The organism is Bacillus sp. AR8-1 (assembly GCF_008042345.1).
In the GTDB taxonomy this organism is placed as follows: Bacteria; Bacillota; Bacilli; order Bacillales; family Bacillaceae_G; genus Bacillus_A; species Bacillus_A cereus.
Map to the genome: position 1 here is coordinate 27,959 of NZ_QNUB01000021.1, position 16,035 is coordinate 43,993.

Below are 16,035 nucleotides of genomic sequence, written 5' to 3' on the forward strand. Positions count from 1 at the left end.
TCTATGAATCAAGAAGAACTAGATAAAAAACTAAAAAAACAAGAGATTTTAGTAAAAGATGAGAAAGTTTGGTCTTATACGTATGAGGATCATATTAGTTCTATCGTTAAACAAGCAGAACAGAAAGGAGCTTTTGATAATTTACCTGGTAAAGGGAAACCTCTTAATCTTGATAAAGATCTTTCTTACAATCCTGAAAAGCAACTTTATAGAACTTTAGCAAATAATCATGTTTTACCTAGGTGGATTGAGCTTTCAAAAGAAATTGATGATTTAAAAGAAAAACTAAAAGAAAATACAAATACTGCAGAAGCAGCGGACTTAATTCGAACTATTAATAAAAAGGTTTTAGAACATAATCTACTTTGTCCACCAAGCGCGCAAAAAATGAGGGTGAAAATGGATTTTTAACGATTTTCAATTAAGCTATCGCTTACTATATAATTAAGTTAGGCATTTTCAATTCATTACTAAAGGGAGGCAAATATAGTGAAGAATACGTATCAACTTCAAATTCCGAAAGAACTAGAACAGTATCGTAGTATTTTAGAAGAAAGTGTGAAACCGTATGTTAAAGTGTCTGGAACATTAGCTGAAACAACGCTTTTTGAAAGTAAGTTTGGTGGATATCCGTATTTACCTATAGATCAAGAGCATCCTAAAGACTCAAACGGACAACCTATGATGCTACTTGCGCAGTTAAACCTTGAAGAAATACCAAACATTGAACATATGCCTCAACATGGAATGTTACAGTTTTTCATAAGTGCTGAAGAAGATCTTTTTGGAGCAGATTTTGATCATCCCACAAGCCAAAAAGACTTTCGAATTGTTTATCATTCTACAATCACAGCGGATTTAACTAAGGTGATTACTGATTTTAGTTATTTAAACACTTTAGATTTAGAGAATTTTATCATACCCGAAGCAGCAAAACTAAAGTTTGAGTTGGCATATCAACCAGTAACACCAAGAGATTATCGATTTGAAATGATTTTAAGTGATAACATTGATTGGGAAGAAATTGTTGATGAAGAAAATAATACAGAATTAGGCGAACTGTATGATGATTTATGTAAAGATCAAGGACATAAAATTGGTGGATATCCATTTTTCACACAGACAGATCCGAGAGAATGGGAAGAAAAATACCAGCAACATGACATATTATTGCTGCAAATCGATACAGACGATTCATTAAATATTATGTGGGGCGATTCTGGGGTTGCTAATTTCTTTATACGTAAGGAAGATTTGTTAAATCTAGATTTTTCCAATGTCATTTACAATTGGGATTGTTACTAGAAGATATAAATAAAATAATAGCAAACAAAAAATCTTCCTGAAGGTGAGGAGGATTTTTTTATGTTAAAAATAAGCGTTATGTTAACTAGAATAAAAAAACAATGATTGTAATGAAAGTCAAGTCTAAATAACAGAAATAACAACAAATAATGTAAAGTTGTAAAACATGTGCAAATAGCAATAAATTCATTAAGTAAAACATAAAATAAAATTACTAATTTATATTTTGTATAGAAATAATTTTTCTGTATAAAAATTTCTTGCCAATCAAAAATGTTTTTAATTCGTTAAATCTTAAGCGATTATTGATTAAGATTTGCTGTGATGAATTTATAACAAATAAAAACGATAAAAACTGAAGAAATTTGTTTAGATAAGATTTCATGTAAATCTCACTAAAAATCTCTGTTTCGTCTCATTAAGTATAGTTTACTTGGGTTTTGATACCTGATATTGCTTTGTTTCTATAACTGCCTATAATATATATTATGTTAACTAACTTTAAATAACAAACTTATTATATGTAAGTTTGTTTTTGTGATTAGCCTCCCCTCGTTCTTTTTAATCATTCTGTGTGATGGATTGTTTAGTTGTTTGTTTTATAAGTTGTTGATGAAAATGTCTCCAGATATAAATTATATTTAAGACAATAAAAAATGCAATTCGTTTTAACCGAACGCATTAACCGAATTGCATGGATATGATTCATAATAAGTTTTTAAAATTAGTTTGCTACAGCAATTGCTTCGATTTCAATTAAAAAGTTATCGTTAATTAACTTTCTAACTTCTACAGCTGAACTTGCTGGTGGATTTTTAGGATTTTATATTTAGTTATCGCTAGTGGACATTGTTAAATTAATCTTTTCATAATCTCTTTTAAATTGATTATCATTTTTTAGCCAACGTTTGAAAGCCGATTCGCTTATTTCTAAATTTGAACAAGTTGTAGTATTACATTTATTTTTCATATATTCTTCAAGGAAATTTTGTTTTCTTTGTTTAACGGCAGTTTGAGTTTGTTTTAATTTTCGATCTTGTAATTGATCTAAACTCAGACTTTCTTTCTGAAACACTTCATATTTTCTATGCAAATAAATATCTTTGTCTTTATAAATCCAATTTGAAAATAGTTGTATTGATTTTCTTCCAGCTAAAATAACGCGATAATGTTTGTTTTGATTTAGTAAATCGGCTCGTAAATTGCGATTTTGAAGAATTTGATGTAAAGAATTCATAAAGTTATATGATCCACCTACGAAATTAACTGTATAAGTTTCATACTTGACGTAACCATCCCCATCAAAATATCCACGAACAAAATGATGTAAATATTCTTCTTGTACTATAGGAAATTCAATGTTAAATGATTTACATGGCATAATTCCGTGTATGTTCATAAGGTCGTCTTTTATTGTTTTGCTATTAATATTTAGCATATATACGCCTGTTTTTTTGTTTTGATAAAGTGGCTGGTTTGTTTTTAGTTCTTTTTTTATATCTTCTAAAATATAACTTTCTTTTTGAGATATACTGACACATTGATTTTCTTTCTGTATAACACCATCTGCCGCTATAAACCCTAAAATATAAGCCATGTTATTTGACCACGTTTTAAAATAATCTTCTGTTATGTCATACTTTCTCTTCCAACTCCCTATAGCGCGCCTTGGTACGTTATTGTCTGATAAAACCATACGAATATACCTTGCAGACACATTAGCAAGCATAGCGATTTCCGAGGTGCTCTTCCCTTCAGTATACAAATGCATGATTTCAGATTTTGATAGTTTACATTTTGATTTCTTTTTTCGCTCTATGTGCACTTACATCCTCTCCTTCCTTTCTTTTATTAGAGACATATTTTCTTCTATAACATACAACGAAACATATGTTCTTTGTTGCGTATAAGAAGGAATTTACTAAATAAAAACAATTTACATGTACTTAATATTTGTCTTAGCTGCTGCTATGCGATTTGTACTTTATAGATACAAATAATGAATTTGACGGATTTATGAAATACAAGGCATTTTAGATGAAAGGTAAAATAATATAGTTTAAACTACAAATAGCTACAATAACAACATGCGTAAATTGTTAATCGTAAAAAGGAGAACGAATGAATAAGAAATATACAAATCAAATTCATACTGATATGAGTTTTAAACCGAAAGATATTATAAGTTTAATGACGGATTACTTTAAAATAAAATCAAATCTGCGTCCTATAAAGGGTTTGCCTATCGTTTTATCAAATAAAGATAATGAACCGTTAGAGAGTGTTACATGGTTTGGCCATTCTGCTTCTCTTTTGAAAATAGAAGGTAAAAAACTGTTATTAGACCCTATGTTTGGAGATGCCTCTTCCCCATTTCCTTTGTTTAATAGTAAACGCTATAGTGGTGCTTTTTCTTTAGAACGTGATGACCTTCAAGAAATTGATGCGATTATCATTTCTCATAATCACTATGATCATTTGAATTACAAAAGTATTATGCAATTAAAAGATCGCGCAAAGCACTTTTATGTTCTAACTGGAGTTGCACAATATCTTATTAAATGGGGTGTTTCGCCTAGTAAAATTAGTGAGCATAATTGGTGGGAAGAAATTACGTTTGATAATATTAAGTTAGTATGTGCGCCTGCAAGGCATTTCTCGGGACGTGGTATGACAGATAGAGATCGTTCATTATGGTGTTCATGGCTTATTCTTGGTCAAGAGACTAAAATTTTCTTTAGTGGTGATAGCGGTTATGCCCCTCACTTTAAGGAAATTGGTGATAAATACGGTCCATTCGATCTTACATTAATGGAATGCGGGCAATATGATTCGAGGTGGTCTGCTATTCATATGTTGCCTGAAGAAACTGTACAAGCTCATATTGATGTTAAAGGAGGATTACTTCTTCCAATTCACTGGGGTGCTTTTACGTTAGCATTACACGAATGGAGTGACCCGATAGAACGTGTTACGAAAGAAGCCAACCGTTTAGGTGTTAAAATTACAACGCCTCAAATTGGCGAATCTATTACGTTGAAATCTACAAATTATCCTTCGTCAGCTTGGTGGAAGGAAATTTAATTTTAAAATATAAAAAGAGCGAATTCTCTTATAAAGAATTCGCTCTTTTTTCTGTATTTAAACTTATTTCACAATATTGGATTTCCCACTATCTAAAACTCTATTTGCTGGTACACTGGACATTTCAACCACTGTATTCATACTCTTATCAGTCAGTTCAATGAGTTCGTTTTCATGTTTTATTTTATTTAAATCCCACACCATCCCATGAAATTCATTATGCTGACCACTTACCTGTATAATGCTTTTTGTTTTATTTGAAGGCTGTATTTGAAGATTGGCAAATTGATTCCCACTAATTTCATTTGGCGTAGTTACTTGACTATCCATATAAATCATATTTACACAGTCTTCTAAAGAAAAGTTCATAAAACGATTGGCATTTATCCAAGCTTGTCCGGTGCTCGGTTTTTTTGCTACTAATTTTAGTCCGGTTTCCATTCCTACAATTTTAATGTTTTCGAAGTTAATAAACGAAATTTCATTTTCTTTTCCAGCAGAGTATAAAGAAATTCCGGTACCTTTATTCGTTTCCGTCCAATTAATAATATTTATATCTTTTATTTGTGTTTTGTTCCAAGTGTTATAATATTTATTTTTACCGTCTAAATAAATAACTTCAGAGTTGAATTTAGGATCGTCAATAGCTATATACGCTCCTTCAATGGATGCGTTTTTCTCTAGTTCTAGAACTCTAAAGTTTCCCTCAACTACAAATTGTGATCCATAACCAAATAATAATTTCACACCTTTTTTAACAGTGATTGGTGACGTGATTTTATACTTTTTATCATCAAGCAATACGGTTTTTATTTTACTAGACGCTGCTTTATTAATAGCAGATTGTATTTTTATTGAATCATTTGCCCCTTTAAAGTCTTCTACATACAAGTTAGCACTTTTAGCTGCATAGTCTTTTTTGTTGTATTGATAAAAAGCAAAAATAATTAAAACTATACCAATGAGTAAAACAATTATTTTCTTCATCGTACTCACCCCATATCGATTAATCTATGGCTTTTATATTTAGGTTATTATTATTTTGCTTTGTATTTCAGATTACCATTGCTGCTTTGTCTATGAATTATATTATGTAGGAATTAGTAAACTGTTTGCTATACTAATACATCATTCTTATAATGTATTAATTTATGATTTCATAAAACAAAAGTCTGCTTGTACATAATGTAATCCCTTCCTCTATCCCTAATAAGCTCTTACTGGTGATATAAGATGTACTGCTGCAGATTGCTCTCCTGCTTCAATCAATATCGGTCTCATAGAACCGCCAAAGCTTAAAGTAATCGTTTCTTCTTTTATTGCTCTTAAAGCATCAACCATAAAACGCCCATCGAAAGATATATTTAATTGTTTTTCACCTTGAATCGCATCTATTTGTTGCGTTTCGGATATTTGCCCAATTTGAGAAGCGTTTGAAGAAATTTTAATTGTAGATTCGTTTATGATTTCTAAGTTAACATTGTTATTGGCCCATTCACTTGCTAATAAACTTGATCGGTCTACACCTTGTAATATCTTTTTTCTATCTATGTTAATAATAGTTTTAAAGTCATTTGGAATAAGGTTAGAAATATTAGGATATTTCCCTTCAATTAGTCTTGAATATAATGTAGTTGTTCCGAGCGTAAATATAATATGACTCTCTGAAAGGTAGATATATACGAATTCCGAATTGCTGTTCATTAATTTTAGAAGTTCACTAATGGTTGCGCTTGGTACAATACAATTTGCTTTTACATCTGAGGAAAGTCGCGCTTCACGTATCGCTAGTCTATGTGAGTCAGTTGCAGCACAAATAAACTTATTATTAGATAACTCTATATGCACCCCAGTAAGAACAGGTCTAGATTCATTTTTCGCTACCGCAAAGACTGTTTGTTTAAATACTTCAATCAATTGCTCTGTCTCTATCTTGATTTCTGCATGATTGTCTATAAGCGGTACATTCGGAAACTCATCTGCAGGAAATCCATTTAAACTTAATGTGATTTCTTCTGATTGTATCTTAATAATTTGCTCATTCTTACTTTTTATTGCTATATCACTTGGCATTTTCTTTATTATTTCAATGAAATACTTTGCAGGTACAACAATAGTTCCTGCCTTTAAAATAGTTGCAATCTTTTCGTCTTCAATTGAAACAGGAATGAATTTTTCGATAAAAATATTCGAGTTACTTGCAATTAAAGTAATTCCAGATTGATCTGCAGTTATTTTTATACCAGTTAATATAGGAATTAAAGATTTTGTTGATATCGCTTTGTTAACTTCTGAAAGTGCTTGAGTAAATTGTTTGTGATTAACGATGAACTCCATGTTTTCCCCACCTTACATGAGATAATATTTTTATGAAGATTGATGAACGATTGTTCCGTTAAAAAAGTACGGTACTGTTTCTTTCCTTTGTAATAAATCTAGTAAATGTTCTGGTATGCGTAAATATGGAGCTGCTATATGTAATTCCATCCAAGTAATCTCTTCGATTTCTTTTGGCCTTGATATATATGTCTCCCCGCCGATTATTTCGCCTAGAAAATTAAAGAAAATTGCATGATGATCTCTTTCCTCAAAAAAGGCTTCGCTGATAGAACAAATCCCGTTTACATTTATATGTAACCCTGTTTCTTCTTTTACTTCTCGAATTACTGCTTCTTCTAACGTTTCTCCTAATTTAACTGCGCCACCTGGTAATGTATAATAAGAACCATTTTCCCCTTTGTTTTTTACCATTAAGATCTTTTCGTTTGTTTTATCGTATAAAAGTGCATATGTAACATTTACTTTTTTCATCTAAGTCCACCTCTAATAATGGGAATTTTCTATCTTTGTTACATTCTACCATTTATTCGTTTTAAAATATAAAAAAGTTAATTGAGTATTTCATTTATCTGCTCTTAGCAAAGTTAATTAATCGATAGTCCTTCATTACAAAATAAAAAAGAGCGTGCATTGATTATTCAATGTACGCTCTTTATGCTCTAATTGATTCATTTTTGAATTCTATATACTTTATAACCTTTTTTCTAAATAGTATCGATTGTGTCCTTTCGGATGATCTTCACTTACTCCAATTACTTTATATCCATGTTTCTTATAAAAATCAGGAGCTTGGAAACTAAAAGTATCTAAATTAATTAACCTACACCCTTTTTCAATTGCAAATTCTTCAATAAGCTTTATTAACTTGCTTCCGTAACCTTCATGCCTATATTCTTCAGAAACCCATAGAAAGTCAACGTGGACATGGTGCCAAAAAGTTATTGCTGTTACCCCACCTACTATTTCTTCTTTTTCATTTCTTACTATGAAACTAACCTTCTCTGAAGGGGTTTTTTCTTCATCTGCAAGATATTTTTGATTGTATTCAATCACTCTCTCTCTTATGTAATCACTATCTTCTTGTACCCACTGCTGTACTATTTTCATTTTAAGTGTCACACTCCTTTTCGATAGCTATTCAATTTCATAATTCTAATCTCCTGTCTAAATAATAGTCGTAGATGACTAATACAATTGTTTCATTTCACTAAAATAAAAAAAGCCCTACTACATTTCATCTGTAATAAGACTTATATACGTTGTGTAGAATCTAATTAATCTCAATGAATATAATTGCTCAAAAAATATTAAAATTGTTCAATTCTTTTTTATGAAAACTTCCGTTATTTCAACACCTTAGGAGAATAGTCCAATTGTACCACTACGAAAAAGAATGAACATTCCTAAACCAATTAGAACAATTGGAACAATAATATGACAGTTTTCCTCAAGTACTTTAGCTAGTATAGGAGCTTTTATCAATTTGTAGCTAATAAAACACCATATCGCTATCATGGAAAAAAAGATAACTAATGTAACGATATTTGTTTCAAGAGTTTGACTAGCAAACATTGGTATATAAATCGAAATATTGTCAGCTCCATTAGCTAATGTAATTGAAGCTACTTTAAATAATGAAACAGTAACGTTATCGATAACTTCATTACTTTTATAAGAACGAAGTGACAATAGTCCTTTAACCCCCATATAAATTGGCACTAATCCTAATAACCCAATCCACGAAACAGGAATGAAAAAAGAGCTTAAAGACCCAATGATACTTAGAAAAATAATCATACTAAATCCTAAATATTGTCCAATAACAATATAAAGTTTTTTTCTCGTAGCTTTTTCGCGGACAGCTCTTCCTTCTTTCCTAATTACTTCTGTTCTTACTTGTGAAAATAAAACAAGTAGTATAAAAATGTCATCAATATTTGTTGTAGCGAATGCCACAACAGAAGAAATTATGGTTGTAATCAATAAAAGCCAACTACTTTCATTGTAAACTTATAAGAAAATAATGGTCTATGAATGAAGTGCACGTTCCATCACAAAGTTGGTTAACTGTAATTTTCTAAATGTTTTTAGCAACATGTTAGTTCCTTCATAAAACAATATGAATATTCTAAGTATCTGCTACTCATTTCATTTTAAATTAAATAACCCTATTCTCTCTACACAAAAAATGTTTTGTACTAAAAAGAGCCCTATATTAGGACTCTTTTTAGTATTACGCCACTTTCCGATGTAGATGTTTTAGTTCCTTTGTCTTCTCTGCAGTTGGTGGACGGATTAATATTGAAATAATGAAGGAAATAACACTTAAAACACCAATTATAATGAAAGTTGGTTGAAATCCTCCAAGTATCGCTCCAATGAATGATCCTGCAAGCGCACCAAATCCGAAACCTTGGTAGACAATCCCATAATTTGTACTATGGTTTTTTAATCCAAAGAAATCTCCGACAATAGCTGGGAATATAGTTATATTACCGCCGAAGCAAAAGGCGACACTTGCTACACAAGCAAAATAGATTCCGTAATTTAGCGGAATAAAACTTAAAGTAAAGACTGACAATCCTATAATAATAAACGTTGCAGAGACAATTTTGATTCGCCCGATTTTATCTGATAACGTCCCAAGAATGATTCTACCTACTGTATTAAAGATTGCAATCATAGCAACGGCGTTTGCAGCGGTTGCTGCGCTAAGTCCAACAAGTTGTACGCCGATATCTTTTACCATACTGATTAAATACAAACCACCCATACACGAGGTGAATAACATAAAAAATAGCAGATATACTTGTTTCGTTCGCATCATTTCACGCGGAGTATAGTCATTGTGTAATGTTTCAGTTACAGCATTACTTACAATTGCCTCACGTAAGAAGAACGATCCGATTAACACTAAAAGTAACACGATAATACCCCAATATAAGAATGCTTGTGATACACCAAGGTTATCGATAAGATTTCCGTTTATATATCTAAAGATTAAGCTGCCCATTCCATACGCTGATACAGATATACCTGAAATAAGCCCTTTCCGATTTGGAAACCATTTAATTAAATTAGATAGTGATGTAATATAAGCTGTTCCATCCGCATAACCAACAACGACACCAGCTAATAAATATAATAGTGGTAAGGAAGAAATTTGTGAACTAAGTATTAAGCCGAGTCCTAAAACAATTCCTGCAGTAGCAATAAGTTTCCGAAGGCCTAATTTTTTCTGCAACTTGGCTGCAAATAAAGTTGAGAATGATAAAGAAAAACTAGTTATGGAGAAAGTTATCGCTACTGAATTAAGATTCCATCCAAACTTACTTACAAGGGGTTGATTAAATAAACTCCATGTATAAATTGTTCCAAGGCCAATTTGAACAATGATTGTACCTAGAACAATTAGTAACGGATTTATAGAACTTTGTTTCATACTAACTGTCCCCTTCTTTTATCTTGACATGAATTTTCACAGTTAGTATATCCATCATAAATTACAAGATACTGTACGGAAAATGGTAATTAAGTTCATATACACAAAAAGACACTTCATAAAGAAGTGTCTTTTGCAGGTTATATCAGATATTTCTAAAGAAAGGTTTGTTAAGATAAGACATTTTCAAATGCTTATGTATATATGTTATCAAATAATTTCTTAAATGTTATGAGACTTAAGACGTATTTTTCATTCATCATATAGTCGGATGAAAAATTAATATTCGATTTCATCAAAATCTTTCGGCTGCGGTACAGTTTGCATATTAGCTGCATCTTTAGGATCGCTATAAATTGCATTTTGCTCTGTATTTACATCTTTTATATTTTGCTTTTTATTTTTGTTCACTTTATCTTTCATTTTCAATCACTCCTTTTTGTTATAGGAGTAATTATGCCCTATTACCGTTACTAAATGTATCAGCGACTAAATTACTAAATTCACGTAAATAATATAAGTAATTATCACCACCGTAGTTATATCTTTTATTATACATTTTTGCAACAACTACATTATATTCAGGTATTACTAAAATAGTCGGTCCAGTAATCCCTAATATTTGATACGACCCTTTTGGAATACGTTCACCAAGTTCGCTTAATTGTGCAGGCTCATTTTGGATGAACCAAAACACCCCATTTTGTGGTAGCTCTTTGTTTATGTAGCGATTTTTATAACTTCTTTTGGAACAATTTGTTTATCATCTATCATACCTTGATTTAAATGAAGATTGCCCCACTGCGCAAATTCTCTAGTTGAGACAAATAAATTTTTTTCAATACCGTCATCTACCGTACCAATTTCACTAATTGCGTCTTCATTTGGATCATTAACAACGTCAACTAAATTTTCATCTCGCTGAACTCTCCAACCTGTTTCTTGAAAATTAGCAGGTTTAAACACATGCTCCTTTAACAATTCAGGAAAACTTTTGTTATATAGCTGATAAATAAGACGTGTCATCATTCTTACATTAATATCTCTATACGCCCATGATTGTCCCGGTGCAAATTCACGAAAAATTGTCCTGTCATTCGTTTCTTCTAATCCGTGCGAATGTGTTACTAAATGTCTTATCGTCGTTTTACTAAGCAATGCAGGATCAAAGTCTTTAAAATATTTTATCGCTTCATCATCAATAGAGTTTATTTTCCCCTCATAAAGCGCATACGCTATTTTCTAGCAGAAGTAACGTTAAATTGTGAAGATGCTGTTACTTTCTTGCTTGTAGATGTATTTGAGTGATAACCACTATAATGCTCTAGTACGATTTTATTATCTTTTATAATACAAAGTGCTGTAGCAGAACTATGATTTTTTTCTTTTATATTCTCTATCCAAGAATTCAACTTATCATATGTATACAAATAAATCCCCCTTAATACGTTCGAAAATTACAACATGAAAGAAAAGTGCAAAATAGTTTTTACACCTTTCTTTCATATAAAATAACTTGGATTTTCTATACTTAAATAATCCACCAGTTCCAGCAATTAAAGCAACTGAAACATCCTGCGCATCCTATACATCCGCCGCAACGACCTGCACAACCACCACATCTACCGCCACATCCACCGCAACGTCCACCACAACCGCCACATCCGCCGCAACGACGTGCATCGTCTTGAATGTAATAGTATGGATATTGACTTTGTTGTTGATCCCAATACACAACATTGCCAGTTTGATAATCATTAAGGTTTAATGTTTGTAGTTCATGTTGAAACTGATTCATTACGAACCCCTCCATTTATAAATGTAAATTCCGTCCAAATATTAAAGTTAATAAATTCTTGTAAACAAAGTAGAAACAAGACTATAGACTAAATGCGTACATCAACAAAATATGAACTTACACTAGGTGATGTACCTTGTTTTTTAGCCTATTTTCTTTATATTCATTCGATGGACGTATTTACTATAAATAAAGTGATTTAAAAATTACTAATCCAACAATTTAGGAGTTCATCATTTAACTTACTTTCTAGTAATTCCTTTACTAAAGGCATTGGCATGATTTCATAATGATTTAAGGCTTCTTTATTATAAGCTATCCAGTGAAATGCTAAATGAGACTCGCTAGATTTCGGTGTTAAATCCGTATGTAAATCTTGTGACTCTACTTCAAAAATGTGGTTAATTTCATGATGAAGAACTTCTTTATCTTGCCATTGATTTTCTATGACGCCTAAAAATTGTTGTATACTACAGTTTACTCCAAGTTCTTCTCTTAACTCTCTTTTTAATGCATTCTCTGCTGATTCTCCAATTTCAACATGGCCACCAGGTAAAAAATAATGATGGCCGATATATTCAGCAACTAATAATTTTTCATCTTTTATCATGACTGCTCGTACAATATGATGAAATTTACTTTTCAATTGATATTCCTCCTAGTTATTTAATGTATAGTTTCTCAAAATAGTCATTTAGTATTGGTATAATATAAATCATAGGTGTTTCATACGGATGAATATCATTAATAACTTCAAGAGCATCTTTTACAAGTTCTCGTTTACACTTTATTTCAACTTTACATTCTTGTCCTTCGCATATTTGACCAATTTCTCCATTAAAAGGAGATGCCTCTTCTAAAGGTCTCCAATATCCTTTCACTGAACTATAGGAAAGACAATGGTCATATTCGCCCGTTTTACATGCTCCAATTTTATTTAATTCATCCCTTAATGTTTCAATATATTCTTCAGGAATGAACACTTCAATTTTCACTTCAGTAAATTGCATATTTCATTTCACACCTTTACTTCTTAATAGTTAAACAAATAAACGGTATACTTGCTCACCATCATACTCCTGTCCTAATGATATGAAACCATATCGTTCATATAATTTCTTTGCAGAGATATTATCTTTATGTACGGTTAATCTTATTTCTTTACACGATTTAAAAGTATTTTTTATTATATCAATACTTTCTTGTAATGCTGCTTTTCCATAACCATTACCTTGCTGCGATTGATCAATAATAAATCCGTTAATCCAATACATATCCGATGTCTCTATTACAACAGCATGCATAACAAAACCAACCATAAGGTCACCATCGTATATAGCGAATGGTATGTACTCTACATTGTCACCATCTGGTTTTATATATACTTTAGCAAGCGAAACTGCTACGGATGGAACAAATTTCAACTGATTTCCTTTAACTTGTAGCTTTAATGCCTCTTCCCAATTTTCTCTCGTAACAACCTTTAACTGGACATTCAATATTGTAAGCTCCCTTATATAGAGGATGTATGTTTATATTCAACGTAGTGAAATAATTCCCTTTTTCGACAGCAACTTATAACATGATTTTTATAAAATCTTGAATGAATTTTTGTTCATCTATTTCTAGTGCTATATGTGCTCCATCAGATATAGAGCTAGGGCGAAGATCAGCAAATGTTTGTCCTTTCGTATCTCCGTATGTATCTACATTTACTGTACGATGCACAAATTCAAAAAAACTTGGATTTACTAATCCACTTATTGCAACCACATCATGTAGCAAAGGTCCTTCGATAGATGGATTAAGCTTTTGGTATGCGGATAGATAGTAATCATACATGGGTTTCATTATCATATGAAATGGATTCTTTGTATTAGCTTGAATATAGTTAAATACATTTGGTGTTAACACAGCTTTGTTTGTTACATTTAAAGGGAATATTAATAAATTCTTTGCTTGATGGAAAACAATTTTACTTGCTATAGGATCTCCATACACGTTTGCCTCCGCTAATGGTGTTACATTTCCTACTTCTAAAAAGACACCACCCATGAAATAGATTCCTTTTACATTCAGCATTAAGTCACTCCATAAATTAAAAGCAATTGCTAACGAGGTAGATCTTCCTACATCAACAATCGTTAAATCTTTTCCGTACTTTATAAGAATCGCAGCAATACTGCCGAAATTATATATTGGAATAGATAATATATTTTCTGGAACATGGATGGGCCCTAATCCTTCTGCTCCGTGAATTTCAGGATAGTACGTAGTGATTTCTTCTGTAAGTGGTTTTGTTGCACCACTAATGACAGGAATGTCTTGTCTATTTGCTAACTGTAAAATATACGCTGCATTATGTGCAGCATGTATATGCTCAACATTTCCGTATCCGGTTACAATACCGACAATTTCAATTTCGGGATGCAGTAAACCATACATAATGGCAAATGAGTCATCAATACCTGGGTCTCCGAAAAATAATACTTTTTCCAAGAAATACTCTCCCTTCATAAAAACATAGAGTCATCAATAACTATGTATATGAAAAAAGCAAGTATATCTATGCGAATTTTAGAATGGATAATGTTTTACAAAACATTAAAAAGGAACTAGCGAATGCTAATTCCTTTCTTCAGTAACCATTCTCAAATTTAATTAATTATCGTATCCTTCATAAATTGCATCATTTATTAGATTTTGTGTTTTTTTATCATCAGGTACAGGCTTCCACCAATTTCCTGTAATAAATAACATAGTTAATAAATTATAACTATCACTAAAATAACTTTCTCTCTTATTCTTCATCCAATCCCAACCACTATTTACCCACTTTTGATTATTGCTACTCGTTATACTTGCAGCAATAAACGGTGAAACAAATACAGCAGTTGGATAACTACCAATATTGGATCCATTTAATTGATAACCATCCACAATTTTAGAAGGATTTCCATTCGTTTTATTTTGAATCCATGAAGAGACTTTATCAGAAATGACTTTACTTCGCTTCTCGCCGTACATCGCATAGTCCATTACAATTCTTAAAGGTACTCGACTAGCATTATAATAATATGCATTTGTATATTCTGACTCATCTAAGAAGTCTTTAGGTGCGGGTTGTGGTGGGTTTTTTACAACGAAATCTGAAATAAGTCCTGTATTTGGAGAGTACTTATTACTAAATTGCGTATAAACATCGTACAAATTATTAATAACAGTAAGCCAAGTTTTATCACCTGTAAATTCATAAAATGCTCTAAGGTGTGACATCATCCAATCAGATGGTCTCGTATCAAGTGAACTTTTAGAATCCCAATCTCCTAAATTTAGTCGGTTATTATTTGTAACATTACTAGCTTTAATACCTTTTGTAATCATGTCTTGTGCTTCTTTCAAATAATTAACTGTTCCATTAGATCCCCACTGCTTATGAGCAAGAAGAAGAGAATACGCAATATCTAAATCCCCATCAGTAGCAGAATCAAAATGACCTTGTGCTTTTTTACTATCTGCGACAACCCATCCCATTAAATTAGGATTTTGAGAGCTTTTAAAAGTTCTTGCTGTTTTAAATAAACCGTCATAGATTTTTTGAGCATTCGAATCATAACCAGCCATTAATACTGTAATTATCATCCCATACCCTTGACCTTCTGAAGTTCCAAGTGGCTTAAACCCATCCGCATCACCTGTAATCTCTCCTTTTACGTAATAACCACCAGGTAAAGAAGATAAATCATTTTTCAAATATTTCTTTTTCCAATTATCGTAGTAACTTCTTACAGAAGCATTTAAACTTTCCTGTGTAACATGATTCGGTTTTATAACACCTGCATAATTAACTTGCTGGGGAAATGGTTTCATTTCCTTTGCAGCAGCTACTTGTTGATTAACTACGGGAATAGAATTTTGTATTGAATTGTCCGTTACACTTGCTGCGAAACTAGAATTAGAAAAACTAGCTAGTCCGATTCCTACAATAGAAATACATGTGAAAATTTTTCTTTTTCCATTCATTATGTTGTCAGCTCCTTTTAAAATGCTTACTACATAAAATGTA

Annotated in this window: 17 protein-coding genes and 2 pseudogenes; 3 read left to right on the forward strand and 16 right to left on the reverse strand. The window is 31.6% G+C overall.

Translation table 11 applies throughout. From position 1 onward, the window contains the following. Positions 1–3 precede the first annotated feature (3 nt). Both DN400_RS29905 and DN400_RS16840 read left to right on the forward strand, forming a co-directional pair. Positions 4–411, forward strand: coding sequence for a DnaJ family domain-containing protein (locus DN400_RS29905; RefSeq protein WP_001987779.1), 408 nt, complete (start codon positions 4–6; stop codon positions 409–411). Positions 412–489: 78 nt separating this feature from the next. Beyond that, positions 490–1,305, forward strand: a complete 816-nt coding sequence (locus DN400_RS16840) for a YwqG family protein (protein WP_098236990.1) — start codon at positions 490–492, stop codon at positions 1,303–1,305. A gap of 724 nt (positions 1,306–2,029) precedes the next feature. Here DN400_RS16840 and DN400_RS30295 read toward each other — a convergent pair. Next, positions 2,030–2,122 (reverse strand): annotated as a pseudogene (locus DN400_RS30295) (RidA family protein); the annotation flags it as partial. 12 nt (positions 2,123–2,134) lie between these two features. Then, on the reverse strand, positions 2,135–3,130 hold the full coding sequence (locus DN400_RS16845; RefSeq protein ID WP_097997485.1) for an LAGLIDADG family homing endonuclease: 996 nt from the start codon (positions 3,128–3,130) through the stop codon (positions 2,135–2,137). Positions 3,131–3,426: 296 nt separating this feature from the next. On the opposite strand from DN400_RS16845, the gene DN400_RS16850 reads away from it, so the two are divergent. Continuing rightward, the gene (locus tag DN400_RS16850; RefSeq protein WP_147801765.1) at positions 3,427–4,389 is read left to right on the forward strand and encodes an MBL fold metallo-hydrolase; all 963 of its coding nucleotides are present in this window, start codon (positions 3,427–3,429) and stop codon (positions 4,387–4,389) included. 63 nt (positions 4,390–4,452) lie between these two features. Here DN400_RS16850 and DN400_RS16855 read toward each other — a convergent pair whose 3' ends face one another. The 14 genes and pseudogenes from DN400_RS16855 to DN400_RS16915 form a co-directional block, all read right to left on the reverse strand. Beyond that, on the reverse strand, positions 4,453–5,376 hold the full coding sequence (locus DN400_RS16855) for a hypothetical protein (protein ID WP_098014939.1): 924 nt from the start codon (positions 5,374–5,376) through the stop codon (positions 4,453–4,455). Positions 5,377–5,595: 219 nt separating this feature from the next. After that, positions 5,596–6,726, reverse strand: coding sequence for a DNA polymerase III subunit beta (gene dnaN / locus DN400_RS16860; protein WP_147801766.1), 1,131 nt, complete (start codon positions 6,724–6,726; stop codon positions 5,596–5,598). A 30-nt stretch (positions 6,727–6,756) separates the two neighbouring features. Then, positions 6,757–7,200, reverse strand: coding sequence for an NUDIX hydrolase (locus DN400_RS16865; protein ID WP_029442479.1), 444 nt, complete (start codon positions 7,198–7,200; stop codon positions 6,757–6,759). 219 nt (positions 7,201–7,419) lie between these two features. Then, a complete protein-coding gene (locus DN400_RS16870; protein ID WP_097853357.1) occupies positions 7,420–7,836 on the reverse strand; it encodes a GNAT family N-acetyltransferase in 417 nt (138 codons plus the stop codon). Between the two features lie 249 nt (positions 7,837–8,085). Then, a complete protein-coding gene (locus DN400_RS16875; RefSeq protein ID WP_000633410.1) occupies positions 8,086–8,712 on the reverse strand; it encodes a cadmium resistance transporter in 627 nt (208 codons plus the stop codon). A 250-nt stretch (positions 8,713–8,962) separates the two neighbouring features. Beyond that, complete coding sequence (locus DN400_RS16880; protein WP_097912731.1) at positions 8,963–10,171, reverse strand: L-lactate MFS transporter; 1,209 nt, start codon at positions 10,169–10,171, stop codon at positions 8,963–8,965. 279 nt (positions 10,172–10,450) lie between these two features. After that, a complete protein-coding gene (locus tag DN400_RS29520) occupies positions 10,451–10,594 on the reverse strand; it encodes a hypothetical protein (protein WP_000653680.1) in 144 nt (47 codons plus the stop codon). 31 nt (positions 10,595–10,625) lie between these two features. Continuing rightward, positions 10,626–11,601: pseudogene (locus DN400_RS16885) on the reverse strand (serine hydrolase domain-containing protein). Between the two features lie 101 nt (positions 11,602–11,702). After that, the gene (locus DN400_RS16890; RefSeq protein WP_147801767.1) at positions 11,703–11,969 is read right to left on the reverse strand and encodes a heterocycloanthracin/sonorensin family bacteriocin; all 267 of its coding nucleotides are present in this window, start codon (positions 11,967–11,969) and stop codon (positions 11,703–11,705) included. A 199-nt stretch (positions 11,970–12,168) separates the two neighbouring features. Continuing rightward, positions 12,169–12,615, reverse strand: coding sequence for an NUDIX domain-containing protein (locus DN400_RS16895; protein ID WP_000836831.1), 447 nt, complete (start codon positions 12,613–12,615; stop codon positions 12,169–12,171). A gap of 16 nt (positions 12,616–12,631) precedes the next feature. Further along, a complete protein-coding gene (cutA, locus tag DN400_RS16900) occupies positions 12,632–12,979 on the reverse strand; it encodes a divalent cation tolerance protein CutA (protein WP_001160791.1) in 348 nt (115 codons plus the stop codon). Positions 12,980–13,009: 30 nt separating this feature from the next. Next, entirely contained in the window at positions 13,010–13,468 is a 459-nt protein-coding gene (locus DN400_RS16905; RefSeq protein WP_001102684.1) for a GNAT family N-acetyltransferase, read from the reverse strand. A 76-nt stretch (positions 13,469–13,544) separates the two neighbouring features. Then, a complete protein-coding gene (locus tag DN400_RS16910; RefSeq protein ID WP_147801768.1) occupies positions 13,545–14,468 on the reverse strand; it encodes a nucleoside hydrolase in 924 nt (307 codons plus the stop codon). Between the two features lie 162 nt (positions 14,469–14,630). Further along, positions 14,631–15,992, reverse strand: a complete 1,362-nt coding sequence (locus DN400_RS16915) for a family 8 glycosyl hydrolase (RefSeq protein ID WP_016122599.1) — start codon at positions 15,990–15,992, stop codon at positions 14,631–14,633. Between the last annotated feature and the right edge of the window lie 43 nt (positions 15,993–16,035).

Coding starts and splice junctions, on each gene's coding strand:
- DN400_RS16880 (WP_097912731.1), bottom strand. CDS start 10,171: ATGAAACAAAGTTCTATAAATCCGTTACTAATTGTTCTAGGTACAATC.
- DN400_RS29520 (WP_000653680.1), bottom strand. CDS start 10,594: ATGAAAGATAAAGTGAACAAAAATAAAAAGCAAAATATAAAAGATGTA.
- DN400_RS16915 (WP_016122599.1), bottom strand. CDS start 15,992: ATGAATGGAAAAAGAAAAATTTTCACATGTATTTCTATTGTAGGAATC.
- DN400_RS29905 (WP_001987779.1), top strand. CDS start 4: ATGAATCAAGAAGAACTAGATAAAAAACTAAAAAAACAAGAGATTTTA.
- cutA (WP_001160791.1), bottom strand. CDS start 12,979: ATGCAATTTACTGAAGTGAAAATTGAAGTGTTCATTCCTGAAGAATAT.
- DN400_RS16850 (WP_147801765.1), top strand. CDS start 3,427: ATGAATAAGAAATATACAAATCAAATTCATACTGATATGAGTTTTAAA.
- dnaN (WP_147801766.1), bottom strand. CDS start 6,726: ATGGAGTTCATCGTTAATCACAAACAATTTACTCAAGCACTTTCAGAA.
- DN400_RS16855 (WP_098014939.1), bottom strand. CDS start 5,376: ATGAAGAAAATAATTGTTTTACTCATTGGTATAGTTTTAATTATTTTT.
- DN400_RS16865 (WP_029442479.1), bottom strand. CDS start 7,200: ATGAAAAAAGTAAATGTTACATATGCACTTTTATACGATAAAACAAAC.
- DN400_RS16890 (WP_147801767.1), bottom strand. CDS start 11,969: ATGAATCAGTTTCAACATGAACTACAAACATTAAACCTTAATGATTAT.
- DN400_RS16870 (WP_097853357.1), bottom strand. CDS start 7,836: ATGAAAATAGTACAGCAGTGGGTACAAGAAGATAGTGATTACATAAGA.